General features: G+C 68.9%; 19 protein-coding genes. 15 read left to right on the top strand and 4 right to left on the bottom strand.

What is annotated here, in order from left to right; all coding sequences use genetic code 11:
* Window positions 1-30 precede the first annotated feature (30 nt).
* The gene (locus A3M1_RS0114170; RefSeq protein WP_018389643.1) at window positions 31-1,002 is read right to left on the bottom strand and encodes a LysR family transcriptional regulator; all 972 of its coding nucleotides are present in this window, start codon (window positions 1,000-1,002) and stop codon (window positions 31-33) included.
* A gap of 360 nt (window positions 1,003-1,362) precedes the next feature.
* On the opposite strand from A3M1_RS0114170, the gene A3M1_RS0114165 reads away from it, so the two are divergent.
* The 6 genes from A3M1_RS0114165 to folD all read left to right on the top strand — a co-directional run bounded on the left by A3M1_RS0114165 (window position 1,363) and on the right by folD (window position 8,459).
* Window positions 1,363-2,613 carry a sarcosine oxidase subunit beta family protein gene (locus A3M1_RS0114165; RefSeq protein WP_018389642.1) on the top strand — a complete coding sequence of 417 codons (1,251 nt, stop codon included), beginning with the start codon at window positions 1,363-1,365 and terminating at the stop codon, window positions 2,611-2,613.
* 145 nt (window positions 2,614-2,758) lie between these two features.
* Window positions 2,759-3,031, top strand: coding sequence for a sarcosine oxidase subunit delta (locus A3M1_RS0114160; protein WP_018389641.1), 273 nt, complete (start codon window positions 2,759-2,761; stop codon window positions 3,029-3,031).
* The gene (locus A3M1_RS0114155) at window positions 3,028-6,000 is read left to right on the top strand and encodes a sarcosine oxidase subunit alpha family protein (RefSeq protein ID WP_018389640.1); all 2,973 of its coding nucleotides are present in this window, start codon (window positions 3,028-3,030) and stop codon (window positions 5,998-6,000) included. Before A3M1_RS0114160 ends, A3M1_RS0114155 begins: the two co-directional genes overlap by 4 nt.
* Window positions 5,993-6,616 (top strand): sarcosine oxidase subunit gamma, encoded by a 624-nt coding sequence (locus A3M1_RS0114150; protein ID WP_018389639.1) that lies wholly within the window; start codon window positions 5,993-5,995, stop codon window positions 6,614-6,616. The genes A3M1_RS0114155 and A3M1_RS0114150 overlap by 8 nt, the downstream gene beginning before the upstream one ends.
* 93 nt (window positions 6,617-6,709) lie before the next feature.
* The gene (gene purU / locus A3M1_RS0114145) at window positions 6,710-7,579 is read left to right on the top strand and encodes a formyltetrahydrofolate deformylase (RefSeq protein ID WP_018389638.1); all 870 of its coding nucleotides are present in this window, start codon (window positions 6,710-6,712) and stop codon (window positions 7,577-7,579) included.
* A gap of 10 nt (window positions 7,580-7,589) precedes the next feature.
* Window positions 7,590-8,459 (top strand): bifunctional methylenetetrahydrofolate dehydrogenase/methenyltetrahydrofolate cyclohydrolase FolD, encoded by an 870-nt coding sequence (folD, locus tag A3M1_RS0114140; protein WP_018389637.1) that lies wholly within the window; start codon window positions 7,590-7,592, stop codon window positions 8,457-8,459.
* 21 nt (window positions 8,460-8,480) lie between these two features.
* Here the strand turns inward: folD and A3M1_RS0114135 are convergent, their stop codons facing one another.
* Both A3M1_RS0114135 and sthA read right to left on the bottom strand, forming a co-directional pair.
* Window positions 8,481-9,989: an FAD-binding oxidoreductase gene (locus A3M1_RS0114135; protein WP_018389636.1), complete on the bottom strand. Its 1,509-nt coding sequence runs from the start codon at window positions 9,987-9,989 to the stop codon at window positions 8,481-8,483.
* Between the two features lie 175 nt (window positions 9,990-10,164).
* Window positions 10,165-11,559 (bottom strand): Si-specific NAD(P)(+) transhydrogenase, encoded by a 1,395-nt coding sequence (gene sthA, locus A3M1_RS0114130; RefSeq protein WP_018389635.1) that lies wholly within the window; start codon window positions 11,557-11,559, stop codon window positions 10,165-10,167.
* Between the two features lie 182 nt (window positions 11,560-11,741).
* Here sthA and A3M1_RS0114125 point away from each other — a divergent pair, with 182 nt between their 5' ends.
* The 5 genes from A3M1_RS0114125 to glnT all read left to right on the top strand — a co-directional run bounded on the left by A3M1_RS0114125 (window position 11,742) and on the right by glnT (window position 16,908).
* Window positions 11,742-12,410, top strand: coding sequence for an XRE family transcriptional regulator (locus A3M1_RS0114125; RefSeq protein ID WP_018389634.1), 669 nt, complete (start codon window positions 11,742-11,744; stop codon window positions 12,408-12,410).
* Window positions 12,411-12,549: 139 nt separating this feature from the next.
* Entirely contained in the window at window positions 12,550-13,431 is an 882-nt protein-coding gene (locus A3M1_RS0114120) for a glutamine amidotransferase family protein (protein WP_018389633.1), read from the top strand.
* Window positions 13,428-14,156 carry a protein glxC gene (locus A3M1_RS0114115; RefSeq protein WP_018389632.1) on the top strand — a complete coding sequence of 243 codons (729 nt, stop codon included), beginning with the start codon at window positions 13,428-13,430 and terminating at the stop codon, window positions 14,154-14,156. The genes A3M1_RS0114120 and A3M1_RS0114115 overlap by 4 nt, the downstream gene beginning before the upstream one ends.
* A 7-nt stretch (window positions 14,157-14,163) precedes the next feature.
* Window positions 14,164-15,513: an FMN-binding glutamate synthase family protein gene (locus A3M1_RS0114110; RefSeq protein WP_018389631.1), complete on the top strand. Its 1,350-nt coding sequence runs from the start codon at window positions 14,164-14,166 to the stop codon at window positions 15,511-15,513.
* Window positions 15,514-15,603: 90 nt separating this feature from the next.
* A complete protein-coding gene (glnT, locus tag A3M1_RS0114105) occupies window positions 15,604-16,908 on the top strand; it encodes a type III glutamate--ammonia ligase (protein WP_018389630.1) in 1,305 nt (434 codons plus the stop codon).
* Window positions 16,909-17,074: 166 nt separating this feature from the next.
* On the opposite strand, the gene A3M1_RS0114100 is transcribed toward glnT, so the two are convergent.
* Window positions 17,075-18,544 carry a short-chain fatty acyl-CoA regulator family protein gene (locus A3M1_RS0114100; RefSeq protein WP_018389629.1) on the bottom strand — a complete coding sequence of 490 codons (1,470 nt, stop codon included), beginning with the start codon at window positions 18,542-18,544 and terminating at the stop codon, window positions 17,075-17,077.
* Between the two features lie 255 nt (window positions 18,545-18,799).
* Between A3M1_RS0114100 and A3M1_RS0114095 the strand changes: the two genes are divergently transcribed.
* From A3M1_RS0114095 to A3M1_RS0114080, 4 genes are all read left to right on the top strand, one after another.
* On the top strand, window positions 18,800-20,335 hold the full coding sequence (locus tag A3M1_RS0114095) for an acyl-CoA carboxylase subunit beta (RefSeq protein ID WP_018389628.1): 1,536 nt from the start codon (window positions 18,800-18,802) through the stop codon (window positions 20,333-20,335).
* 154 nt (window positions 20,336-20,489) lie between these two features.
* Window positions 20,490-22,505, top strand: a complete 2,016-nt coding sequence (locus A3M1_RS0114090; RefSeq protein WP_018389627.1) for an acetyl/propionyl/methylcrotonyl-CoA carboxylase subunit alpha — start codon at window positions 20,490-20,492, stop codon at window positions 22,503-22,505.
* 9 nt (window positions 22,506-22,514) lie between these two features.
* Window positions 22,515-24,383, top strand: a complete 1,869-nt coding sequence (locus A3M1_RS0114085) for a methylmalonyl-CoA mutase family protein (protein ID WP_018389626.1) — start codon at window positions 22,515-22,517, stop codon at window positions 24,381-24,383.
* A 60-nt stretch (window positions 24,384-24,443) separates the two neighbouring features.
* Window positions 24,444-24,833, top strand: coding sequence for a hypothetical protein (locus tag A3M1_RS0114080; RefSeq protein WP_018389625.1), 390 nt, complete (start codon window positions 24,444-24,446; stop codon window positions 24,831-24,833).

Genomic DNA, 24,833 nt, shown 5'->3' with positions numbered 1-24,833 from the left:
CCATGAGGGCCGAAACGGGGAGCAGGGCCCTCACCCCTCCACCGCGAATTCCCCCGCCAGCTTCTCGCCCACCAGCGCCGCCACCGCGCCGCGCTGGGCGCTAAGGCGCGCGCGGCAGAAAGCGGCGATCTCGCGCGGCAGTCGGCCGAGTTCCTGCCGGCGGGCGATCAAAGTGAGATGCCGGGTCAGCCCCGGCCCGGGCAGCGCGTGGCAGGCGAGGCCGTCGAGCGGCAGACCGGCCTCCAAGAGGCAGAGCGGGGTGGTGACGGCGAAGCCCGCCCCTTCCACCACGGCGGCGGTGACGCCATAGGGCGTGTCGAACTCCAGCGGGCGCGGCAGATCGAGCCGCAGCCGGCGCAGATGCCGCTCCACCTCCATGCCGGTCTTGGAGCGGGCGGAAAAGCGCACCAGCGGCAGCGTGCGGGCCAGTTCCTCCAGCTCGGCGGCGCTGGCGGGGGCGGCGAGCGCCGCCGGCAGCAGCAGCAGATAGGGCTCGGTGAGCAGCGGCCAGCGCTCCAGCCCCTCGATCTCGTCGAGATCATCGGCGCCAACAAGCAGATCGAGCTGGCGGGTCAGCAGCGCCCCGGCATGCGAGGCGGTGAGGCCGGACAGCAGCGACACCTGCTCCGCCTTCTCGCCCAGCGCCCGGGCGAGCGGCGCCATCAATGCCCGCGAGAGCGAATCCACCAGCCCCGCGCGCAGCAGCGGCAGGCGGGCGTGCTCGGCCTCGCGCAGCAGCGGGGCGATCTGCCGGGCTTCCGAGAGCAGGGCGCTGGCCCGCTGGCGCAGCGCGCCGCCGGCGGCGGTGAGGCCGAGCGGGCGGGCGGTGCGGTCGAACAGGCCGATGCCGATGCGGCGCTCAAGGTCCGCCACCGCCTGCGAGATGGCGGGCTGGGTCAGGCCGAGCCGGCGCGCCGCCTGCGCCATGGTGCCGGCATCGCAGACCGCGAGGAAGATTTCCAGCGCCCTGAGGTCGAAGGGCAGCGTGTCGGCGGGGGGCATGGCTGGCGGCGACCCATTATGTCATGTCGTCATGCCCGGCCTTGGGCCGGCATGACGAGGTTGCCGATGAAGGCGTGAATGGCCGGATCAAGCCCGGTCCTGACGTTGCAGTGGAGGCACGGGATACTCCCCTCCGCTCATACGCCGTCATCCTGAAGTATCAGGCTGTACGCCGGGCGTTGAGGGATGCTCGCCACGTCGCGCCTGGAAACCCATCCTTCGAGGCTCGTTTCACTCGCACCTCAGGATGACGGCGCTCCTGACAGAATAGCTATAACCAAAACTTATATTATCACCAGATCGGCGTTGATCTATAGGTTTTCACCGTGTCTGGCACCGATCGTCCCCGAGCGAGCCCTCATGCGCTATTCCTTCCTCAGCCTCCTTGCCAATGGGCTTTCCGGGCAGTCCCGCTGGACCCCGGCCTGGCGCGACGCGGCGCCGAAGCCCGCTTATGACGTGATCATCGTCGGTGGCGGCGGGCATGGGCTGGCGACCGCCTATTACCTCGCCAAGGTGCACGGCATCCGCAATGTGGCGGTGCTGGAAAAGGGCGTCATCGGCTCCGGCAATGCCGGCCGCAACACCACCATCATCCGCTCCAACTATCTGCTGCCGGGCAATGAGCCGTTCTACGAATGGTCGATGAAGCTCTGGGAAGGGCTGGAGCAGGAGCTGAACTACAACGCGATGGTGAGCCAGCGCGGCATTCTCAACCTGTTCCATTCCGACGCCCAGCGCGACGCCTACGCCAGGCGCGGCAACGCCATGCGGCTCGCGGGTGTGGATTCCGCGCTGCTGGACAAGGCGCGTGTCAAGGCGATGTACCCGTTCCTCGACTTCGACAATGCGCGCTTTCCCATTCAGGGCGGGCTGCTGCAGGCCCGCGCCGGCACCGCCCGCCATGATGCGGTGGTGTGGGGTTATGCCCGCGCCGCCGACCGGCTCGGCGTCGACATCGTGCAGAATTGCGAGGTGACGGGGTTTTTGCGCGAGGGCGAGGCGATCGTCGGGGTGGAGACCACGCGCGGGCCGGTGCGGGCGGGCAAGGTCGCGGTGGCGGTGGCGGGCTCCTCCTCGCGCGTCGCCGGCATGGCCGGGCTCCGCCTGCCGATCGAGAGCCATGTGCTGCAGGCCTTCGTCTCCGAGGGTCTGAAGCCCATGGTCGACGGCGTCATCACCTTCGGCGCCGGGCATTTCTACATCTCGCAGTCCGACAAGGGCGGGCTGGTGTTCGGCGGCGATATTGACGGCTACAATTCCTACGCCCAGCGCGGAAACCTCCCCGTGATCGAGGATGTGTGCGAGGGCGGCATGGCCTTGATGCCGCGCATCGGCCGGCTGCGGCTGCTGCGGCACTGGGGCGGCATCATGGACATGTCGATGGACGGCTCGCCGATCATCGACCGCACGCCGGTGCCGGGGCTCTTCCTCAATGCCGGCTGGTGCTATGGCGGCTTCAAGGCGACGCCGGCCTCGGGCTGGTGCTTCGCCCATCTGCTGGCGAAGGGGGAGCCGCACGAAACCGCCGGCGCCTTCCGGCTCGACCGTTTCCGCACCGGCCATCTCATCGACGAGAAGGGAGTCGGCGCCCAGCCGAACCTGCATTGATGAGTGCCATTAGCGCCCTCCCCCTCACCCCATCCCTCTCCCCCACGGGGAGAGTGAACCGGCCGCCCTTCACCTCTCCCCGTGGGGGAGAGGTCGGATCGCCTAGCGATCCGGGTGAGGGGCTTCATCCCGAAGGTGCCGCCTGATGCGTATCCCCTGCCCCTATTGCGGCGAACGCGACGCCCATGAATTCGCCTATCTCGGCGACGCCACCCTGACGCGCCCCGACCCGGCGGCGGCGGAGGCGGAACAGGCGTTCCACGATTATGTCTATCTGCGCGACAACCCGGCCGGGGCGCATGAGGAGTGGTGGTACCACGCCAATGGCTGCCGGCAGTGGCTGCGCGTGGCGCGCGACACCCGCACCCACGCCATCGCAGCGGCCACGGCCGCCCGCGTTTCCGGAGAGCCGGCATGAGCGCGCCCAACCGCAACCGGCTCACCAGCGGCGGCCTGATCGACCGGGCGAAGCCGCTCGGCTTCAGCTTCGACGGCACCTCCTATCAGGGCTATGAAGGCGACACGCTCGCCTCGGCGCTGCTGGCCAATGGCGTGCGGCTGGTCGGCCGCTCGTTCAAATATCACCGCCCGCGCGGCATCGTCGCAGCCGGGGCGGAGGAGCCGAACGCGCTGGTGGAGCTGCGCTCCGGCGCGCGGCGCGAGCCCAACAGCCGCGCCACCGTCACCGAACTCTATGACGGGCTGGAGGCCACCAGCCAGAACCGCTGGCCCTCGCTCGCCGTCGATGCGCTGAGCCTCAACCGCTTCCTCCAGCCGTTTCTCGGCGCCGGCTTCTACTACAAGACCTTCATGTGGCCGGCTGCCTTCTGGGAGAAGGTCTATGAGCCGATCATCCGCCGCGCGGCGGGGCTCGGGCGGGCGGCGGACGAGGCGGACCCCGACCATTACGAGAAGGCCACCGCCTTCTGCGATGTGCTGGTCATCGGCGCCGGCCCGGCCGGGTTGATGGCGGCGCTCACGGCGGCGCGTTCGGGCGCGCGGGTGATCCTCGCCGACGAGGACTTCCTGCCCGGCGGCGGGCTGAATGCCGAGGCCGGCGATGTCGGCCGCAAGCCCGCCCCGGCCTTCGCCGCCGAGGTGGTGGCCGAACTCATGAGCCTGCCCAATGTGCGGGTGATGACCCGCACCTCCGTGTTCGGCGTCTATGATGGCGGCACCTATGGCGCGCTGGAGCGGGTGAGCGATCACCTGCCCGAGCCCGTCCCGTTCCAGCCGCGCCAGCGGCTCTGGCGCATTGTGGCGCGGCGTGCCGTGCTGGCGGCCGGCGCCACCGAGCGGCCGATCGTGTTCGGCGGCAATGACCGGCCCGGCGTGATGCTGGCCGGGGCGGTGGGCACCTATGTGCAGCGACACGCCGCGCTGCCGGGCCACAAGATCGCGCTGTTCGCCAATAATGACGGCGCCTGGCGGGCGATGCTCGCCGCCCACACCGCCGGGGCGCCGGTTGAGACGATCATCGACGTGCGCGCCGAGGTGGCGGCAGACCTCGCCCAGGCGGCGCGGGCCGAGGGCATCCGCGTGCTGACAGGGGCGCAGGTGATCGCCACGGCCGGCAAGACGCTCACCGGCCTCACCGTCGCCACCGCGTCGGGCACCGAGCGGATCGCCGCCGACACGCTCGCCGTCTCCGGCGGCTGGTCGCCCGCCCTTCACCTCACCTGCCACCATGGCGGCAAGCCGAGATGGGACGAGGGCCTAGCCGCCTTCGTGCCCGGCGCCTGCCCGCCCGGGCTGAGCGTCGCCGGCGCCGCCAAGGGAATTTTCGGCCTCGGCGCCTGCCTGAAGGACGGCGCGGCAGTGGGTGCGGAAGCGGCGCAGGCGCTCGGCTTCAGCGTTCCCGCGCTTGATGTGCCTGAAGTGGCGGACGCCCCCTTCGCCCTCACCCCGTTCTGGCATGTGGAGGGCTCGAAGGGCGCGGCGTTCGTCGATTTGCAGAACGACGTCACCGCCAAGGATATCGGCATCGCCCACAAGGAGGGCTTCCGCTCGGTCGAACTGCTCAAGCGCTACACGACGCTGGGGATGGCGACCGACCAGGGGCGGACCTCCAACGTCACCGGCCTCGCCATCATGGCCAGCCTCACCGGTGCCTCGATCCCCGAGACCGGCACGACGATCTTCCGCCCGCCCTATACGCCCGTCTCCATGGGCGCGCTGGCCGGGCACCATAGGGCTAAGGATTTCCGCCCGGTGCGCCTGACCCCGACGCATGAATGGGCGCGCGCGCAGGGCGCGGTGTTCATCGAGACCGGGGCGTGGCTGCGGGCGCAGTATTTTCCGCGCACCGGCGAGAAGGACTGGCTGGAGACGGTGTCGCGCGAGGTGACGGCCGTGCGCGCCTCAGTCGGGCTGATCGACGTCTCGACCTTCGGCAAGATCGATCTGCAGGGGGCGGATGTCGGCGCCTTCCTCGACCGGGTCTACATCAACGGCTTCGCGGCGCTCGCGGTGGGCAAGGCGCGCTATGGCGTCATGCTGCGAGAGGACGGCATGGTGATGGATGACGGCACCACCGCGCGCCTGGCGCCCGAGCATTATGTGATGACCACCACCACGGCCAATGCGGCCAAGGTGTTCCAGCATCTGGAATTCTGCCTGCAGGTGCTGTGGCCGGAGCTTGATGTGGCGCTGTCCTCCGTCTCCGAGCAGTGGGCGCAGATCGCTCTCGCCGGGCCGCGCGCCCGCGACGTTCTCGCCCGCGTGGCCGATGGCGATGTGTCCAACGCGGCGCTGCCCTTCATGGGCGCGATCGAGGGCTCGGTCATGGGCGGGGTGAAGGCGCGGCTGTTCCGCCTCTCCTTCTCCGGCGAGCTTGGCTATGAGATCGCGGTGCCGGCCCGCTTTGGCGCGGCGCTGGCGCAAGCGCTGATGCAGGCGGGCGAGGAGTTCGGCATCACCCCCTATGGCATCGAGGCGCTGGGGGTGATGCGGATCGAGAAGGGCCATGTCTCCGGCAACGAATTGTCCGGCCAGACCACGGCCGGCGATCTCGGCTTCGGCCGCATGGCCTCAACCAAGAAGGACTATATCGGCCGCACCCTCGCCGCCCGGCCGGGCCTGACCGACCCCGACCGGCCGGCCTTTGTCGGCTTCAAGCCGGTGGACCCCTCGCGCCGGCTGCGGGCCGGGGCGCATTTCCTCAAGCTCGGCGCGGCGCCCACAATGGCGAACGACCAGGGCTACATGACCTCGGTCGCCTATTCCCCGCATCTGCGCCACTGGATCGGCCTCGGCCTGATCAAACGCGGGCCGGAGCGGCTCGGTGAGCGGGTGCGCGCCTATGACCCGGTGCGCGGCGAGGAAATCGAGGTAGAAATCTGCGCGCCCGGCTTCATCGATCCGGAAGGAGTGCGCCTTCGTGGCTGACCATTCGTCTCACGATCCCCTCGCGGGCATCCCGTTCGACCGTGTGCCGCCTTCCGGTGATTATGGCGCGGGCGGGGCGGCGGGCGTTTCCGTCGCCACCACGGACACGCCGTTCATCGCGCTGGTGGTCGCCCGCAACGGCTTTGCCGCCAGCGTGGCGGGCCGGCTCGGCCGCGCCTTCGGGGTGGAGGTATCAGACCGGGCCAGCGCGGCCATTGGCGCCGCCTCCACCGTGGTAGGCACCGGGCCGGGGCGCTTCCTCGTGCTGTCGAAGATCGAGCCGGACCTCGCCGGCACGCTGCGCGCGCTGCTGGGCAATGAGGCGGCGATCACCGAACAAGACGACGCTTTTGTCACCTTCGACCTCGCGGGCGACAAGGTGCCCGACCTGCTCGCCAAGGGCGCGCTGATCGACCTCGATCCGCGCGTGTTTCTACCCGGCCATGCCGCCACCACGGTGATCGCCCATAGCGGCGTGACGCTGTGGCGGGTGCATGAGAGCGGCTGGCGCCTGCTCGTGGCGCGCAGCCTGGAGGCCAGTTTCACCCGCTTCCTCGTCGCCAGCGGCGCGGAATTCGGCCTGCGTCTGGAGAACGGAACGGCGGGACGAGGTTGACGGCGGCGCGCCGCGCGCTTTCCCCGTCACCGCTTCTCCCCTAGAACGGCCCGGCGCCTTCGCGGCGCACCGGCGTTTCGACGAGACAGACCCATGACCGACAGCACCGAACCCTGCATCCTCACCCTCTCCTGCCCCGACCGGCCGGGCATCGTCGCCGCCGTGGCGACCTTCCTGTTCGAGCATGGCGGCAACATTCTGGAGGCGCAGCAGTTCGACGCCACCGAGAGCGGGCGCTTCTTCATGCGAGTGATGTTCGACCGCGCCGCCGGCTCCGGACCGCTGGAGGCGCTGAAGGCGGATTTCGAGGCGGTCGCGGAAAGATTCGCGCTCGACTGGCGCCTGCGCCCGCGCAGCCAGAAGCGCCGGGTGATGCTGCTGGTCTCCAAATTCGACCATTGCCTCGCCGATTTGCTCTATCGCTGGCGCATCGGCGAGATTCCGATGGAGATCGTCGCCATCGCCGCCAATTACCCGCGCGAGACCTATTCGCATCTCGATTTCGACGGCCTGCCCTTCCATTACCTGCCGATCACCAAGGCGACCAAGATGGAGCAGGAGGCCCAGCTATGGGAGCTGTTCCAGTCGAGCGGCGCCGAAGTGGCGGTGCTGGCGCGCTACATGCAGGTGCTCTCCGATGGGTTGTCGGCCAAGCTTTCGGGCCGCTGCATCAACATCCACCACTCCTTCCTGCCCGGCTTCAAGGGCGCCAAGCCCTATCACCAGGCGCATGAGCGCGGGGTGAAGCTGATCGGCGCCACCGCCCATTACGTCACCTCCGACCTCGACGAGGGCCCGATCATCGAGCAGGATGTGGAGCGCATCAGCCATCAGGACACCGCCGAGGATCTGGTGCGCAAAGGCCGCGACATCGAGCGCCGCGTGCTGGCGCGGGCGCTGGCCTGGCACCTCGACGACCGGGTACTGCTGAACGGCCACCGCACCGTGGTGTTCCGCGACTGAGGAGGCCATCATGGTCGAGACCCGCCTGATCGACGGCAAGGCGTTTGCCGAGACGATGCGCGCCCGCCTCAAGGATGAGGTGGCGGCGTTTGTGAACGAGACCGGCGTGACGCCGGGCCTCGCCGTGGTGCTGGTGGGCGAGGACCCCGCCAGCGCGGTCTATGTCCGCAACAAGGGCAAGCAGACGCTGGAGGCCGGCATGGCCTCGATCGAGCACAAGCTACCCGCCGACACCGCGCAGGACGACGTGCTGGCGCTGGTGCGGGCGCTGAACGCCGACGACGCCGTGCACGGTATTCTCGTGCAGCTTCCCCTGCCCGCCCATATCGACGCGCAGGCGGTGCTCGCCACCATCGACCCGGCGAAGGATGTCGACGGCTTCCATGTGGTGAATGCCGGCCGGCTCGCCGTGGGGCTGGACGCGCTGGTGCCGTGCACGCCGCTCGGCTGCGTGATGCTCTTGAGGGACACACTCGGTAGCCTCGCCGGGCTGGAGGCGGTGGTGGTGGGGCGCTCCAACATCGTCGGCAAGCCGCTGGCACAACTGCTGCTGCGCGAGGACTGCACCGTCACCATCGCCCATTCGCGCACGCGCGACCTGCCGGGCGTGTGCCGGCGCGCCGACATTCTCATCGGCGCGGTGGGGCGCCCGGAGATGATCCGCGGCGACTGGATCAAGCCGGGCGCGACCGTGATCGATGTCGGCATCAACCGGGTGGCGGGCGCGGACGGCAAGGGCCGGCTGGTCGGCGACGTGGCGTTCGCGGAGGCGCAGGGCATCGCCGGCGCCATCACCCCGGTGCCCGGCGGCGTCGGCCCGATGACCATCGCCTGCCTGCTGGCGAATACGCTAACGGCGGCGCGGCGGCAGGTGGGGTGACGCGGCGCCGCTGCCGGCGCTTCAGATCGCCTGCGGGAAGTTGAACAGATTGCCCGGATCGACCGTCGCCTTGATGGCGGCGAGGCGCGGCAGGTTGGCGCCGTAATAGCGCGCGCGCCATTCGGCCAGCGAGGCGTCGGGGAAGTTGATGAACGCCCCGTGTCCCCCGGCCTGGACGACATCATGGTAGATCTCGTCCTGCCATTTCTTGGCGGCACGCACGATCTCGGGGCGCACCGTGTCGTGCTCACTCCAGCTCACCCCGGCCACGGCCAGCCACCGGCTGCCGCGATGGACAAAGGCGCTCGCCGCCGGCGCGACCTCGTTGATCCGCCCGCCGGTCTGGAAGAAGAACAGGTCGCCATGCGCGCCGGTGCCGGGCCAGCGCACCAGATGGTGGAAGGCCTTCTCCAGGAAGGTTTCGGACGGCGCGGTATCGAGAAAGGCCGAGCGCTCGCGGTACCAAGCCGGCGCGCCGGGCTCCATCAGGAAATTCTGCGCCTCCCAATAGGGCATCTCGCGGATGTCGGCGAATTCCGGCGCGGCGACCGCCATCACCGGCTGCAGCAGCTTTTCAAAAGCCTCCCGGTCGCCGGCGAACTGGCCGAGCAGCGTGATCGCCACCTGCCGCCCGCCCGCGTGGAGGGTCGGCGTCACGCCGGCAAGGCTGATACGGGTGCCAAGCGTCACCGGCGCGTCGTCGAGCGCGGCGAACAGGGCGCCCGCCACCTTACGTGTGTTCTGCCGCCAGACGATGCGGAAGGCGGTGACTTGGCGGTCGGCCGGCACGGTATCGAAGGTGAAGGAGGTGCTCACCCCGAAATTGCCGCCGCCGCCGCCCCGGGTCGCCCAGAACAGGTCCGGCTCCTCGGTGGCGGAAAGGGTACGCACCCGTCCGTCAGCGGTGACGATCTCGGCGCCGACAAGCATGTCCGAGGCGAGGCCGAGCCGGCGCATGTTGAAGCCGATGCCGCCGCCGAGCACGAAGCCGGCGACGCCGACCGTGGGGCAGCGGCCATGCGTCATCATCCGCCCGGACTGGCGCAGCGCATCGTAAATCGGCTGGTTGATCGCGCCGGCGCCCACCTTGGCCCGCCCGGTGGCGGGGTCATAGGCGATGGCGTTCATCGCCGCCATGTCGATCAGCAGGCCATGGGTGGTGGAGAAGCCGGCATAGGAATGGCCGCCGCCGCGCACGGCAAACGGCACTTCATAATCCTGGCACCAGCTCAGCACCTCGCCGACCATCTGCGGGGTGCGGCAGCGCACGATGCCCTCCGGCCGGACATGGCGGAAGCGCAGATTGTTGGGCAGCGCCTCGGAAGCGAAGCCGGCATCGGAGGGGCGCAGCAGCCCGCCATCGGTGATGCGGGCCAGCGCCTGCCAACGATCGACCGGCGGGCTCGGGGGCGGGACCGGCGCGGGGGTCGGCGCCTCTTGCGCCCGCAATGGCGCGAAGCCGGCCAGCGCGGCGCTGGCCGCCGTGCCAATGAGAAGACTGCGGCGGTTCAGCCGTGTCGGTACATTCATCAGGTCGCCCCCCGTGGCGCGGATACGGACCTCCGCAAAGCGGCCCCAGCGCCTTTTCCCCATGGGTCCCATATTGATGGCGACTTGTGAAGAGGATGGCGATAACTCTTAAAGTTGCATTACTCAATTACTGATTGCAGGCACTCGCCGCGAGCGTCCGGCCCGCCGGCGCGTCTCACACCCGCGTCATGCGGTTCCAGGCGTCAAGGCCGGCGATCTTGTAGGCTTCGGCGAGAGTGGGGTAGTTGAACGTGTTCTCGATGAAATAGTCGATCGTGCCGCGCAGGTTCAGCACCGCCTGGCCGATGTGGATCAGCTCAGTCGCGCCCTCGCCGACGATGTGGACGCCGAGCAGCCGGCGGGTCTTCACCGAGAAGATCATCTTCATCATCCCGCTGTTCAGCCCCATAATGTGGCCGCGCGAGGTCTCGCGGAAGCGAGCTATGCCGCATTCATAGGGAATCTCGCGCTTGCGCACCTCTTCCTCGCTCATGCCCACCGTCGACATCTCCGGCACCGAATAGATGCCATAGGGGAAGAATTCCGGCGGGGGCGGCGGTTCCAGCCCGAAGGCGTGGCAGGCGGCGACGCGGCCCTGCTCCATCGAGGTGGAGGCGAGGCTGGGAAAGCCGATGACGTCGCCCGCCGCATAAATGTGCGGCACAGCGGTCTGCAGCGTCTTCGGCTCGACGGCGATGCGGCCGCGATGATCGACGGCAAGGCCGGCGGCTTCCAGGTTCAGCCGGTCGGTGGCGCCGACGCGGCCGGCGGCGAAGAGCAGCATGTCGGAATGCACGGTGCGCCCGTCCGCCAGCTTGCACACCGGCCGCTCGCGCGCGTCGAGCGTGATCGAGGTGACGGCGGCGCCGAAGCGCAGCGCGACATTGCGATCGCGCAGCTCATGGACGAATTCCTCGATCAACTCCTTGTCGATGAAGTCGAGAAAGGTCGAGCGCGGCTCGATCAGCGTGACCGACACATCAAGCGCGCTGAAGATCGAGGCATATTCGACGCCGATGACGCCGGCGCCGATGACGGCGAGGCTGCGCGGCAGCCGGGGCAGGTCGACGATCTCGTCGCTGTCGAACACGCTCATGCCGTTGAAGGGCACATAATCGGGCCGGAACGGGCGGGTGCCCACCGCGATCAGCACATGGGCGGCCGTGACGGTGTCGACCTCGCCGCCCTCGCCGGTGATCTGGAGCGTGTGCGGATCGAGGAAGCAGGCCTCGCCGCGCGCGGTCTTCACCCCGTTGCGGGCGAACTGGTGCTCCAGCACGTCCACCTCGTGGTCGAGGGTCTTGTGCAGGCGGGACATCAGGTCGCCGGCGTCGATGTCCTGCTTGACCCGGTAGGAGCGGCCATAAAAGCCGCGCTCGCGCCAGCCGGAGAGGTTCAGCACCGTCTCGCGCAGGGTTTTCGAGGGGATGGTGCCGGTGTGGACCGAGACCCCGCCGACGCGGCGGCCCTTCTCCACCACCAGCACCGACTTGCCGATCTTGGCGGACTGGACGGCGGCACGGCGGCCGGAGGGGCCGCTGCCGATGACAATCATGTCGAAATCGTACATGGAAGCGCGGGACCATTCTGCTGGCGGCAGGAAATTACCGCCTATCGATGCACGATGAATGCCAAGCCTCCATGACGGAGGCGTAAGGCCGTGCAGGGTCGATCCTGCCGGCACGGGCTGGCTCGGGGCTTGCTTTCTCCGGCGGAACGGGTCCCATCGCGGGGCGAGCGGAGGGAACGGACGTGGTGAATGGCGGGCGGCGCAAGGCGGGCGGGGCGGCGGAAGAACCGGCCGAGGACCTGACCACCGGCTCGGGCGCGCCACTGGTGCGCGAGCGCACGCTGGAACAGGCGCTGGGTCAGCATGTGCGGGCGATCCGGCACGATCTCGACCTCACCGTCTCCGATCTCGCCAGCGCCGCCGGAATCTCGGTGGGCATGCTCTCGAAGATCGAGAACGGGCTGATCTCGCCCTCGCTCAGCACGCTGCAGGCCATTGCCGGCGTGCTCAACGTGCCGATCTCCACCCTGTTCACCACCTTCGAGGAAAAGCGCGACTGCTCCTATGTCCCCGCCGGTGGCGGGGTGCGGATCGAGCGGCGCGGCACCAAGGTGGGCCACCTGTACGAGCTGCTCGGCCATGCGGTGGGCGGCGAGGTGGCGGTCGAGCCCTATCTGATCACGCTGAGCGAGGAAGCGGTGCCCTATACCGGCTTCCGCCATGCCGGGGTGGAGTTCATCCACATGCTCTCCGGCGAAGTGAACTACCGCCATGGCGAGCGCACCTATCACCTCAAGCCCGGCGATTCGCTGCTGTTCGACAGCGCCGCCACCCATGGGCCGGAGGAACTGCTGGTGCGGCCGATGCGCTATCTCTCGATCATCATCTACCCCCGCGAGAGCGACCGCTGATTCCGCGAGAGCGCCTGCGGGTTTCTTCTCAAGAAAATATTATTCTCGGATTATTGACGCCCGCCCGGGGCGCTCCTAAAAGATTGGGCAAGGCCTTTGCGCCGTCCGCCCTCTCTTTTGCCTGCAGGAGTTTCCCGCCATGTGCGGCATTGTCGGCCTGTTCCTGAAGCAGCCGAAGCTGGAGCCGGAACTCGGCGCCCTGCTTTCGCAGATGCTCGACATCATGTGTGACCGCGGGCCGGATTCGGCCGGCTTCGCCGTCTATGGCGCCGGCACGCCCGGCTTTGTGAAGCTGACCCTTCGCGGCCCCGCCGGCACCGATTTCGCCGCGCTGGGGGACAAGATCGGCCACCCGGTCATCGCCCGCGACACCCATGGCGTGCTGAGCGTGCCGGTGGCCGAAGAAGCGACTGTGCGCGCCGCGCTCGCCCGCCTCGCGCCTGAGGTGCGCGTCGTCGGCGCCGGCACCCGCATGGAGCTCTATAAGGAAGTCGGCCTGCCCGCCGATGTCGCCAAGCGCTTCAAGCTGGAGACGATGAGCGGCACCCACGCCATCGGCCACACCCGCATGGCGACCGAGAGCGCCGTGACCACGGACGGCGCCCACCCCTTCTCAACCGGGACGGACCAGTGCCTGGTGCATAATGGCTCACTGTCCAACCATGCCGGCGTGCGCCGCCTGCTCGCCCGCGAGGGGCTGGAGGTGACGACCGAGAACGACAGCGAGGTGGCCGCCGCCTATCTCACCTACCGCATGCGCGGCGGGGATAGCCTGGGCGAGGCGCTGGAGCATTCGCTGGGCGACCTCGACGGCTTCTACACCTTCGTCGTCGGCACCGAGAGCGGCTTCGGCGTGCTGCGCGACCCGATCGCCTGCAAGCCGGCCGTCATGGCCGAAACCGATGATTACGTCGCCTTCGCCTCCGAATACCGCGCGCTCGCCGGCCTGCCCGGCATCGAGACCGCCCGCGTGTTCGAGCCGGAGCCGGCCAAGGTCTATTTCTGGGATCGTGCAGCATGAACCTGTCAGTGCAAACCGCCCCCGCGACCGACGGCGAAACCCGTGTCGACCTCGCCACCACCCCGCTGCGCGAGCTGAACGGCGCGCTGCATAAGCTCGCCGCCGACACCAACCAGACGCTGTGGACCATCGCCAACCCGGCCGGCCGCCATGCCATCGCCGCCGGGCTGGATGCGCCGATCACCGTCGAGATCGACGGGCCGGTCGGCTATTACTGCGCCGGCATGAACAAGAAGGCGCGCGTCATCGTGCATGGCAATGCCGGCGTCGGCGTCGCCGAGAACATGATGAGCGGGCTCATTCATGTGAAGGGAGACGCCAGCCAGGCCGCCGGCGCCACCGCCCATGGCGGGCTGCTCATCATCGACGGCAACGCCTCGGCCCGCTGCGGCATCTCGATGAAGGGCATCGACATCGTGGTGAAGGGGTCCATCGGCCATATGAGCGCCTTCATGGCGCAGGCCGGCACCCTCACCGTGCTGGGCGACGCCGGCGAGGCGCTGGGCGACAGCCTCTATGAGGCCAAGCTGTTCGTGCGCGGCTCGGTCGCCTCGCTCGGGGCCGACTGCATCGAGAAGGAGATGCGCGAGGAGCACAAGGCGCTGCTGGCTTCAAAGCTCGAAGCGGCCGGCCTTCTCGGCGAGGTCGATATCGCGGAATTCCGCCGCTACGGCTCGGCCCGCACGCTCTATCATTTCCACGTCGACAACGTGTCGAGCTATTGAGGGCGCGATGACCGACCACAGCAACACCCCGCGCACGGCGCCGCAGACCTTGCCCCGCGCGTCCGCCACCTTCGACGACTACACGCTCTCGGAAATCCGCCGCGCGGCGGCCACCGGCATCTATGACATTCGCGGCGGCGGCGCCAAGCGCCGGGTGCCCCACTTCGACGACCTGCTGTTCCTCGGCGCCTCGATGTCGCGCTACCCGCTGGAAGGCTATCGCGAGAAGTGCTCCACGGAAGTTCTGCTCGGCACCCGCTTCGCCAAGAAGCCGATCCAGCTGAAGATCCCGATCACCATTGCCGGCATGAGCTTCGGCTCGCTCTCCGCCAATGCCAAGGAAGCGCTCGGGCGCGGGGCGTCCGCCATGGGCACCTCCACCACCACGGGCGATGGCGGCATGACCAATGAGGAGCGCGGGCATTCCACCCAGCTCGTCTACCAGTACCTGCCCTCGCGCTATGGCATGAACCCGGACGATTTGAAGCGCGCCGACGCCATCGAGGTGGTGGTCGGCCAGGGCGCCAAGCCCGGCGGTGGCGGCATGCTGCTCGGCCAGAAGATCACCGAGCGGGTGGCCGGCATGCGGACGCTGCCCGTCGGCATCGACCAGCGCTCGGCCTGCCGCCACCCGGACTGGACCGGGCCGGACGACCTCGAAATCAAGATCGAGGAACTGCGCGAGATCACCGACTGGGAGAAGCCGATCTATGTGAAGGTCGGCGCCGCCCGTCCCTATTACGACACCGCGCTGGCCGTGAAGTCGGGCGCCGATGTGGTGGTGGTCGACGGCATGCAGGGCGGCACCGCCGCGACGCAGGAAATCTTCATCGAGCATGTCGGCATCCCGACGCTCGCGGCCGTGCGGCAGGCGGTGAAGGCGCTGCAAGATCTCGGCATGCACCGCAAGGTGCAGCTGATCGTCTCCGGCGGCATCCGCAACGGGGCGGACGTGGCGAAGGCGCTGGCGCTCGGCGCCGATGCGGTGGCGATCGGCACCGCCGCGCTGGTGGCGCTGGGCGACAACGACCCGCATTACGCCGCCGAATATGCGGCGCTCGGCACCCGTCCCGGCGCCTATGACGACTGGCACGAGGGCCGCGACCCCGCCGGCATCACCACCCAGGACCCCGAGCTGATGAAGCGGCTCGACCCGATCGCCGCCGGAAGGCGCCTCGCCAATTATCTCGCCGTGCTGACGCTTGAGTGCCAGACGATCGCCCGCGCCTGCGGCAAGAGCCATGTGCACAATCTGGAGCCGGAAGATTTGGTGGCGCTGACCATCGAGGCCGCCGCCATGGCCAATGTGCCGCTGGCCGGTACCGACTGGATACCGGGGCGGAATGGCGGATTCTGATCATCAACCCCGCGCCTCGGCGCGGGGTTTGCACGTCACGACGACCAACGAGCCCGAACGGGCCGGGGAACAGCGAAACCGGATTGCACCATGGCCAATGATCTCGCTCACGCCGCCAAAGAACTCGGCATCAAATATTTCCTGATCTCCTATGTCGACCTGTTCGGCGCGCTCAGGGCCAAGCTGGCCCCGGCGTCCGCCATCTCAGGCATGCAGAAGGCCGGCGCGGGCTTTGCCGGCTTCGCCACCTGGCTCGACATGAGCCCGGCCGATGCCGACCTGTTCGCGGTGCCGGACGCTTCCAGCCTGATCCAGCTGCCGTGGAAGCCGGAAGTCGGCTGGCTCGCCTCCGACCTCGTCATGAACAACGAGCTGGTGGCGCAGGCGCCGCGCAATATGCTGAAAGCCACGATGCAGGGCGCCGGCAGCCTCGGCTACCAGATGAAGACCGGGGTGGAATGCGAGTTCTTCCTCACCAATGCCGACGGCACAAAAATCTCCGACGCCGCCGACAACGCCACCAAGCCCTGCTACGACCAGTCCGCCCTGATGCGCCGCTATGAGGTCATCAAGGAAATCTGTGACTGCATGCTCACCCTCGGCTGGCGCCCCTACCAGAACGACCATGAGGACGCCAACGGCCAGTTCGAGATGAACTGGGACTTCGCCGACGCGCTGATTACCGCCGACCGGCATGTGTTCTTCAAATTCATGGCCCGCTCCATCGCCGAGAAGCACGGGCTGCGCGCCACCTTCATGCCCAAGCCCTTCATCGACCTGACCGGCTCGGGCTGCCACATGCACACCTCGCTGTGGGGGCCGGACGGGGCCAACCTGTTCGAGGACGAAGCGGGCGAACTCGGCCTGTCCGCCCTCGGCTACGGCTTCATCGGCGGGCTGATCCATTCGGCCGACGCGTTGTGCGCCTTCACCAACCCGACGGTGAACTCCTACAAGCGCATCAACGCGCCGCGCACCGTCTCCGGCGCCACCTGGGCGCCGAACACCGTCACCTATACCGGCAATAACCGCACCCACATGATCCGCATTCCCGATGCGGGCCGGCTGGAGCTGCGCCTGCCGGACGGCGCCGCCAACCCCTATCTCGCCCCGGCCGCCATGCTGGCCGCCGGCCTCGACGGCATCCAGAACCAGCGCGACCCGGGCAAGCGGCTCGACATCAACATGTACACGGACGGCCACAAGGTGAAGGGCGCCAAGAAGCTGCCGCTGAACCTGCTCGACGCCATCCGCGCGCTGGAGAAGTCGACCGTGCTGCGCAGCGCGCTCGGCGCGCCGCTGGTGGAGGGCTATTCCAAGCTGAAGCACGAGGAATGGAACGCCTATTCCCGCCACCTCACCCAGTGGGAGCGCGACAACACGCTGGATATTTGAGGCCGGCTGCGTGCTTCGAGGCCGCCCGGCGGGCGGCACCTCAGCATGACGGACGTTGCGCCGGCAGGGCTCTGTGGCCTGCGCCTGTCATCCTGAGGCGCCCGGCAAAGCCGGGCCTCGAAGGACGCAGGCGGCAAGGCCGGCCACGTCCCCTCCTGCGCCCCCCTCACTCCCGCACCGCGAACGGCACCACGTCGCGGCGGTCGGGGTCGAGCACGATCTCGCGGTCGAGCGGGGGGAAGGCGCGCTCCGGGCAGGCGGTGCGCGGGCAGATGCGGCAATTGACGCCGAGCGGTGCCACCGTGGCCGCCTTCAGGTCCAGCCCGTCGGCATGGATGAGCTCGCCGGCATAGGAAATCTCGCAGCCAATGCCGAGCGCGAAGCGGCGCTCGCGCGCGCCATGGCGCAGCGCCGGCTTGGAGGCGCCGCGCGCCAGGCAGAGATAGCGCACCCCGTCCGGCATCTCGCCGACCTGCACCAGCGTGCGGGCCGGCTGCTCGAACGCCTCGTGCACGTTCCACACCGGGCAGGCGCCGCCATAGCGGGCGAACTGGAAACGGGTGGCGCTGTGGCGCTTGATGACATTGCCGGCGCGGTCGACTTTCAGGAAATAGAACGGCACGCCCTTCTCCCCCGGCCGCTGCAGGGTGGAGAGGCGGTGGCACACCTGCTCATGGCTCGCCCCGGTCATGACGGCGAGGCGGTCGAGATCGTGCCGCGTCTCGCGCGCCAGCCGGGCGAAGCGGCGATAGGGCAGCAGCAGCGCGCCGGCATAATAGTTCTGCAGCGACAGCCGGCACACCTCGCGCGCCGTAGTGCTGCGGAAATCGGCCTCCCGCACGTGCCGGTCGATCAATTCGCTCTGCTCGAAGCGGGCGATGAGCGCGGCGAGGCGGAAGGCGCGGCTGGCGGGGTCGAGCGTGCGCGCCAGCGTCGCCACCCGGCGGTGGCGGTCATAGGCCAGCAGCGGCGCGTCGAGCTGGCCGGCGGGCGCCATTTCCACCGTGATGTCGTGGCGCTGACGCAGATGCGCCACCAGCACCGCCACCGCGTCGTCGCGGCCGAACAGGTCGAGCGCGGCGTTGCGCTCCTCGCCGGCGCGGTCGAGGCCGTCGACGTAATTGTCGATGTAGTGGAAATGGTCGCGCACCTCCTCATAGGGCGCGAGGTTGCGCGCCTCGTCGGGCGGCACAGCGCCATCCACCTCGCGCGCCACCGACACCACCGCGTCGTCCTGCGCGGCGCGGCGCTCCTCCAGCCGGCGCAGCGCCCCGTGCAGGCGCAGGAAGGCATGGGCGAAGGCGGGGGCGTGGGTGGTGGCGTTCTTCAGGTCCTGCAGGCTGGGCTCGATGCCGCGAAACACCGGATCGGCCAGCGCCTCGCGCAGATCGGCGACGATGCGGTCGAGATCGTCGGCACCGAAGCGGGTAATGTCGAGATCGAAGACGCGACTGATGGCGAGCAGCACGGCGGCGGTGACCGGGCGCTGGTTGCTCTCGATCTGGTTGATGTAGCTCGGGGAGAGCGCCAGCCGCCGGGCGAAATCCATCTGGGTCAGCCCCAGCCGCTCGCGCACATGGCGCACCGCATGGCCGGCGAAGACTTTCTTGGACATGATCGCCTCCCGCGGAACCATCTACAGAGCATCGTCATCCTGAGGTGCTGGCCGGAGGCCAGCCTCGAAGGATGGGCGCTCACGCGCACCCGGACGAACATCCTTCGAGGCTCGCTGCGCTCGCACCTCAGGATGACGGCGCGCAAGGCGGCGGCGTAGATCCGTCGATCTTGTGAAAATTTTACAACTTCACGATCCGCATTTTCACAGCTTATGTTTTCCGCCGCAAGCGCCTAGAACGGTTGCAACGGTCCGCATAAAGGCTGGGGGAGCGCCATGAAGCCTATTCTCGACGAGCTCGAACAGCGCCGCGCCGGCGCCCGGCTCGGTGGCGGCGAAAAGCGCATCGCGGCCCAGCACAAACGCGGCAAGCTCACCGCGCGCGAGCGGCTGGAGCTTCTGCTCGACACCGGCTCGTTCGAGGAATTCGACACCTTCGTGCAGCACCGCTGCACCGATTTCGGCATGGACAAGGCCGAGAAGATTCCCGGCGACGGCGTCGTCACCGGCTGGGGCACGGTGAACGGGCGCAAGGTGTTCGTCTTCGCCAAGGACTTCACCGTGTTCGGCGGCTCGCTCTCGGAAGCGCACGCGGCCAAGATCACCAAGATCCAGGACATGGCGCTGAAGACGCGGGCGCCGATCATCGGCCTGTTCGATGCCGGCGGCGCCCGCATCCAGGAAGGCGTGGCGGCGCTGGGCGGCTATGGCGAGGTTTTCCGCCGCAACGTGCTGGCCTCCGGCGTCATTCCGCAGATCTCCGTCATCATGGGCCCCTGCGCCGGCGGCGATGTCTATTCCCCCGCCATGACCGACTTCATCTTCATGGTGCGCGACACCTCCTACATGTTCGTCACCGGGCCGGAGGTGGTGAAGACCGTCACCAATGAGAGCGTGACGGCGGAAGAACTCGGCGGCGCCAAGGTGCACACGACCAAGTCCTCCGTCGCCGACGGCGCCTTCGAGAACGATGTCGAGTGCCTGTTGCAGATGCGCCGGCTGATCGACTTCCTGCCCGCCTGCAACCAGTCCGGCGTGCCGGTGTGGCCGAGCTTCGACGATGGCGAGCGGCTCGACCCCTCGCTCGACACGCTGGTGCCGGAACACCCGAACAAGCCCTATGACATGAAGGAGCTGATTTCAAAGGTCGTCGACGAGGGCGATTTCTTCGAGATTCAGCAAGGCTTCGCCCGCAACATCCTCACCGGCTTCGGCCGGATCGAGGGGCGCACGGTCGGCTTTGTCGCCAACCAGCCGATGGTGCTGGCGGGCGTGCTCGATGCGGACGCCTCGCGCAAGGCGGCGCGTTTCGTGCGCTTCTGCGATGCGTTCGAGATTCCCATCCTTACCTTCGTCGACGTGCCGGGATTCTTGCCCGGAACGGCGCAGGAATATGGCGGGCTGATCAAGCACGGCGCCAAGCTGCTCTTCGCTTACTCGCAGGCCACCGTGCCGCTGGTGACGGTGATCACCCGCAAGGCGTTTGGCGGCGCCTATGACGTGATGGCCTCCAAGCATATTGGCGGCGACGTCAACTATGCCTGGCCCACCGCACAGATCGCCGTGATGGGCGCCAAGGGGGCGGTGGAGATCATCTTCCGCGCCGATATTGACGATCCCGAGAAGATCGCGGCGCGGACGAAGGAATATGAGCAGCGCTTCCTCTCGCCCTTTGTCGCGGCCGAGCGCGGCTATATCGACGAGGTGATCACCCCGCGCTCCACCCGCAAGCGGATCGCGCGGGCGCTGGCGATGCTGGCGTCGAAGAAGGTCGAGGCACCGATGAAGAAGCACGATAATTTGCCGTTGTAGGCGTTCCCCGCCGGAACGCCGTCATCCTGAGGTGCGAACGCAAGCGAGCCTCGAAGGATGCCAACTGAGGCACGAGACGACCATCCTTCGAGGCCCGGCTGCGCCGGGCACCTCAGGATGACGACAGCACGAAAGCGAACGGTCAGGAACGCCCATGTTCTCCAAGATCCTCATCGCCAACCGTGGCGAGATCGCCTGCCGGGTCATCAAGACCGCCCGGCGCATGGGCATTGCCACCGTCGCGGTCTATTCCGACGCCGACCGGGACGCGCTGCATGTGGCGATGGCGGACGAAGCCGTGCACATCGGCCCCGCCCCCGCCGCGCAGTCCTATCTCGACGCGGAAAAGATCATCGCGGCGGCAAAGCAGACCGGGGCGGAGGCGATCCACCCCGGCTATGGCTTCCTGTCCGAGCGGGCGAGTTTCGCGCAGGCGCTGAAGGCGGCGGAGCTGGTCTTCATCGGCCCCAACCCCGGCGCCATCGAAGCGATGGGCGACAAGATCGAATCGAAGAAGGCCGCGGCGGCGGCCAATGTCTCCACCGTGCCGGGCTATCTCGGCGTGATCGAGGATGCCGACCACGCCGCCCGCATCGCCGACGAGATCGGCTATCCCGTGATGATCAAGGCCTCGGCCGGCGGCGGCGGCAAGGGCATGCGGATCGCCCATTCCCGCGACGAGGTGCAGGAAGGGTTCGACCGCGCCCGTTCGGAGGCCAAGTCCTCCTTCGGCGACGACCGGGTGTTCGTCGAGAAGTTTATCGTCCAGCCGCGCCATATCGAGATTCAGGTGCTCGGCGACAAGCACGGCAATGTCATCCATCTGGGCGAGCGCGAATGCTCGATCCAGCGCCGCAACCAGAAGGTGGTCGAGGAAGCCCCCTCGCCGCTGCTGGACGCCGAGACCCGCGCCCTTATGGGCGCGCAGGCGGTGGCGCTGGCAAAGGCGGTCAATTACGACAGCGCCGGCACGGTGGAATTCGTCGCCGGGCAGGACAAGTCGTTCTACTTTCTGGAGATGAACACCCGCCTGCAGGTGGAACATCCCGTCACCGAGCTGATCACCGGCATCGATCTGGTCGAGCAGATGATCCGCGTCGCGGCGGGCGAGGCGCTGACGCTCACGCAGGCCGACGTGACGCTGAACGGCTGGGCGGTGGAGAGCCGCGTCTATGCCGAGGACCCCTATCGCGGCTTCCTGCCCTCGATCGGCCGCCTCACCCGCTATCGTCCCCCGGCGGAAGGGGTGAGCGAGGGCATCACCGTGCGCAACGACACCGGCGTGTTCGAGGGCGGGGAAATCTCGCTCTATTACGACCCGATGATCGCCAAGCTGATCACCCACGCCCCGACGCGCGCGGCGGCGATCGAGGCGCAGGCGGATGCGCTGGACGCTTTCGCCATAGACGGCATCCAGCACAACATCCCCTTCCTCTCGGCGCTGATGACGCATGAGCGCTGGCGCGCCGGGCGGCTCTCCACCGGCTTCATCGCCGAGGAATACCCGGACGGCTTCCACGCCACCGCGCCGAGCGACAAGCTCGCCCGCACGCTGGCAGCGGTGGCGGCTGTCATCGACAATGTCGGCAATGCGCGGAAGCGGAAGATTTCCGGCCAGCTCGCCGGGCGGCCGGTCGTGTTCGAGCATCAGCGCGTGGTGCAGCTCGGCGGCTTGACGCTCGCCTGCGAAGTGGACCGCGCGGCGGGCGGCTTCATCGTCAGCTTCCTCGATGCGGCCGGCCGGCCGCTCTCCACCCATGAGCTGCGCTCGGGCTGGCAGCCGGGCGAGCCGGTGTGGAGCGGCGTGTTCGACGAGGAAGCGCTTGCCGTGCAGGTGCGCCCGCGCCTCAATGGCGTGGCGCTGGCCCATCGCGGCATCGCGGTGGAGGCCATTGTCTACACCAGGCGCGAGGCGGAACTCGCGGCGCTGATGCCGGTGAAGGAACAGGCCGGCAGCGGCAAGCACCTGCTCTGCCCGATGCCGGGGCTCGTCGTCTCCATCGCGGTGAGCGAGGGGCAGGAGGTGAAGGCGGGCGAGACGCTGGCCGTGGTCGAGGCGATGAAGATGGAGAATGTGCTGCGCGCCGAGCGCGACGCCACCATCGCCCGGGTGCACGCCAAGGCCGGCGACAGCCTCGCCGTCGACGCCGTCATCCTCGATTTCGCCTGAGGAGGGGAAATGGACCAGCCGGCGCTCGATCTCGACAGTTTTCCGCCCGCGACGCGCGCGGACTGGCTGGCGCTGGTCGAGAGCGTGCTGAAGGGCGCGCCTTACGACAAGCGGATGCTGACCCGCACGCCTGACGGTTTCAGCCTCGACGCGCTGCCCGAGCGGCGGCGCGACGCCGCCCCCATCGCCGGCCGCCCGGCCGGGGCGCCGTGGAAAGTGATCGCCCGGCTCGACCATGACGACCCCGCCACCGCCAATGCGCAGATGCTGGAAGATCTCAATGGCGGCGCCGACGGGGTGTCGCTGGTCTTCGCCGCCTCGCCCTATGCCGGCGGCTTCGGCCTGCCGGCGCGGTTCGAGGAACTGGCGGCGACGCTGGAGGGGCTGATGCCCGAGATGGCGACGCTGCGGGTGGAGGCCGGCGGTTTTCAGGGCCGCGACATCGCCCTCGCGCTGGCCCGGCTGTTCGAGAACACCGACCCCGCCGCGCTCGACCTGCGCTTCGGGCTCGATCCGATCGGCGATTTCGCCGCGCGCGGCGCTGCGCCGATCGACTGGGGCACGCTCGCCGCCCGGCTCGGCCAGACGGTGACGGCGCTGCGCGGGCGTGGGCTCACCGCGCCGATGGTGCGGGCGGATGGGCGGCTGCACCATGGCGCCGGCGCCACCGACGCGCAGGAACTCGCCGCCGTGCTCGCCACCGGTCTGGCCTATCTGCGGGCGCTGGAGGCGGCCGGCCTGCCGCTCGATGAGGCGGCGCGCAGCATCGAGGTGACGCTGACCGCCGATGTCGACCAGTTCGGCACCCAGGCCAAGCCGCGCGCCTTCCGGCTGCTCTGGCAGAACGTGCTGGAAGCCTGCGGGCTCGCGCCTTCTCCGGTCGCGCTGCACATGGAAACCGCGTGGCGCAGCCTCACCCGGCACGACCCGCATGTGAACCTGCTGCGCGGCACCCTCGCCGCCTTCGCCGCCGGGGTAGGCGGGGCGGACAGCGTGAGCGTGCTGCCCTTCACGCAGGCGCTCGGCCTGCCGGAGGCGGAAGCGCGGCGGCTGGCGCGCAACACCCAGCTCATCCTGATGGAGGAATCCAACCTGCACCGCGTCGCCGATCCCGGTGCCGGGGCGGGCGCCATCGAGGAGCGGACGGAAAAGCTGGCGGCCGCCGCGTGGGAACTCTTCCGCCAGATCGAGCGCGAGGGCGGCATGGTGGAAGCCCTCGAATCCGGTGCCTGGCAGGCGCGGCTCGGCGCGGCCCGGGCGGCGCGATTGAGGGACATCGCCACCCGCCGCCTGCCGCTCACCGGCACCTCGGAATTTCCGCTGCTCGGCGCGGCGGTACCCACCGTGATCGCCCCCGCCCGCCGCCGCGCCGCGCTTTCGCCGGCCGAGGGCGCGCTGATGTGCGAGCCGTTGAAGGGCGAGCGGCTTGCCGAGCCGTTCGAGCGGTTGCGCGCGGCGGCGGCGGCGGCGGCGGCGGCGGCACCGCGTGTGTTCCTGGCCAATCTCGGTACGGCGGCAGACTTCACCGCCCGCGCCGGCTTCGCCCGCGCCGCCTTCGAGGCCGGAGGGATCGAAGCGCCCGGGAATGACGGATTCACCGACACGGCCACGCTGGTCCAGGCGTTCCGCGCCTCCGGCGCCCGGCTCGCCTGCCTGTGCTCCTCCGATGCGCTCTATGCCGCCTCCGCCATCGAGGCCGCCGCCGCGCTGAAGGCGGCGGGCGCGCTGCGGGTGTATCTTGCCGGCAAGGCGGGCGAGGATGAACCCGCCCAGCGCGCCGCCGGCATTGATGGCTTTCTCTTCACGGGGATCGATCTCGTCGCCTTCCTTGAGGGTGCGCAGGCGGCACTCGGCATTGCCGTAGGGGTGGAACCATGAGCCCGGCCATCCGTTGCCCCAGGGGTGGCTCTCATGCCGCCATCAACCTAGGGACAGACCATGAAAACGCTGAATCACGGGTGGAAACGCGCCACCTGCGGCGCGGCGCTTTGGGGGGCGCTGCTGATACCGCCGGCAACGGCGCAGGAACTGGCCGCACTGAGCCTGCACGACGGCATCTGGGAGGTGTCGGCCGAGCCGATCTCGGGGCCGTGCGACAAGCGGCTGGAATTCAGGCTGGCGGTCGAGGACGGCCAGATCAGCTATGCCGGCGCCTGGCCAGTGGATGCCAGCGGCTCGGTGAGCGCGCTGGGCGCGATCACCATCCGCGTGGTGCGCGGCAACGAGACGCTCTCGGCCAAGGGCGTGGTGCGCGGCGATGTGGCGACCGGCAAATGGGAATCGCCTGTGAAGAACTGCACCGGTTCCTTCGTGGCGCGCCGGGCCTAG

The sequence above is a fragment of the Ancylobacter sp. FA202 genome (genome assembly GCF_000380205.1).
Lineage (GTDB): Bacteria > Pseudomonadota > Alphaproteobacteria > Rhizobiales > Xanthobacteraceae > Ancylobacter.
The sequence above is the reverse complement of the archived record's forward strand: the minus strand, read 5'-3'. Positions and strand labels throughout refer to the sequence as shown.

Coding starts and splice junctions, on each gene's coding strand:
- A3M1_RS0114170 (WP_018389643.1), bottom strand. CDS start 1,002: ATGCCCCCCGCCGACACGCTGCCCTTCGACCTCAGGGCGCTGGAAATC.
- A3M1_RS0114165 (WP_018389642.1), top strand. CDS start 1,363: ATGCGCTATTCCTTCCTCAGCCTCCTTGCCAATGGGCTTTCCGGGCAG.
- A3M1_RS0114160 (WP_018389641.1), top strand. CDS start 2,759: ATGCGTATCCCCTGCCCCTATTGCGGCGAACGCGACGCCCATGAATTC.
- A3M1_RS0114155 (WP_018389640.1), top strand. CDS start 3,028: ATGAGCGCGCCCAACCGCAACCGGCTCACCAGCGGCGGCCTGATCGAC.
- purU (WP_018389638.1), top strand. CDS start 6,710: ATGACCGACAGCACCGAACCCTGCATCCTCACCCTCTCCTGCCCCGAC.
- folD (WP_018389637.1), top strand. CDS start 7,590: ATGGTCGAGACCCGCCTGATCGACGGCAAGGCGTTTGCCGAGACGATG.
- A3M1_RS0114135 (WP_018389636.1), bottom strand. CDS start 9,989: ATGAATGTACCGACACGGCTGAACCGCCGCAGTCTTCTCATTGGCACG.
- sthA (WP_018389635.1), bottom strand. CDS start 11,559: ATGTACGATTTCGACATGATTGTCATCGGCAGCGGCCCCTCCGGCCGC.
- A3M1_RS0114120 (WP_018389633.1), top strand. CDS start 12,550: ATGTGCGGCATTGTCGGCCTGTTCCTGAAGCAGCCGAAGCTGGAGCCG.
- A3M1_RS0114115 (WP_018389632.1), top strand. CDS start 13,428: ATGAACCTGTCAGTGCAAACCGCCCCCGCGACCGACGGCGAAACCCGT.
- A3M1_RS0114110 (WP_018389631.1), top strand. CDS start 14,164: ATGACCGACCACAGCAACACCCCGCGCACGGCGCCGCAGACCTTGCCC.
- glnT (WP_018389630.1), top strand. CDS start 15,604: ATGGCCAATGATCTCGCTCACGCCGCCAAAGAACTCGGCATCAAATAT.
- A3M1_RS0114100 (WP_018389629.1), bottom strand. CDS start 18,544: ATGGTTCCGCGGGAGGCGATCATGTCCAAGAAAGTCTTCGCCGGCCAT.
- A3M1_RS0114095 (WP_018389628.1), top strand. CDS start 18,800: ATGAAGCCTATTCTCGACGAGCTCGAACAGCGCCGCGCCGGCGCCCGG.
- A3M1_RS0114090 (WP_018389627.1), top strand. CDS start 20,490: ATGTTCTCCAAGATCCTCATCGCCAACCGTGGCGAGATCGCCTGCCGG.
- A3M1_RS0114085 (WP_018389626.1), top strand. CDS start 22,515: ATGGACCAGCCGGCGCTCGATCTCGACAGTTTTCCGCCCGCGACGCGC.
- A3M1_RS0114080 (WP_018389625.1), top strand. CDS start 24,444: ATGAAAACGCTGAATCACGGGTGGAAACGCGCCACCTGCGGCGCGGCG.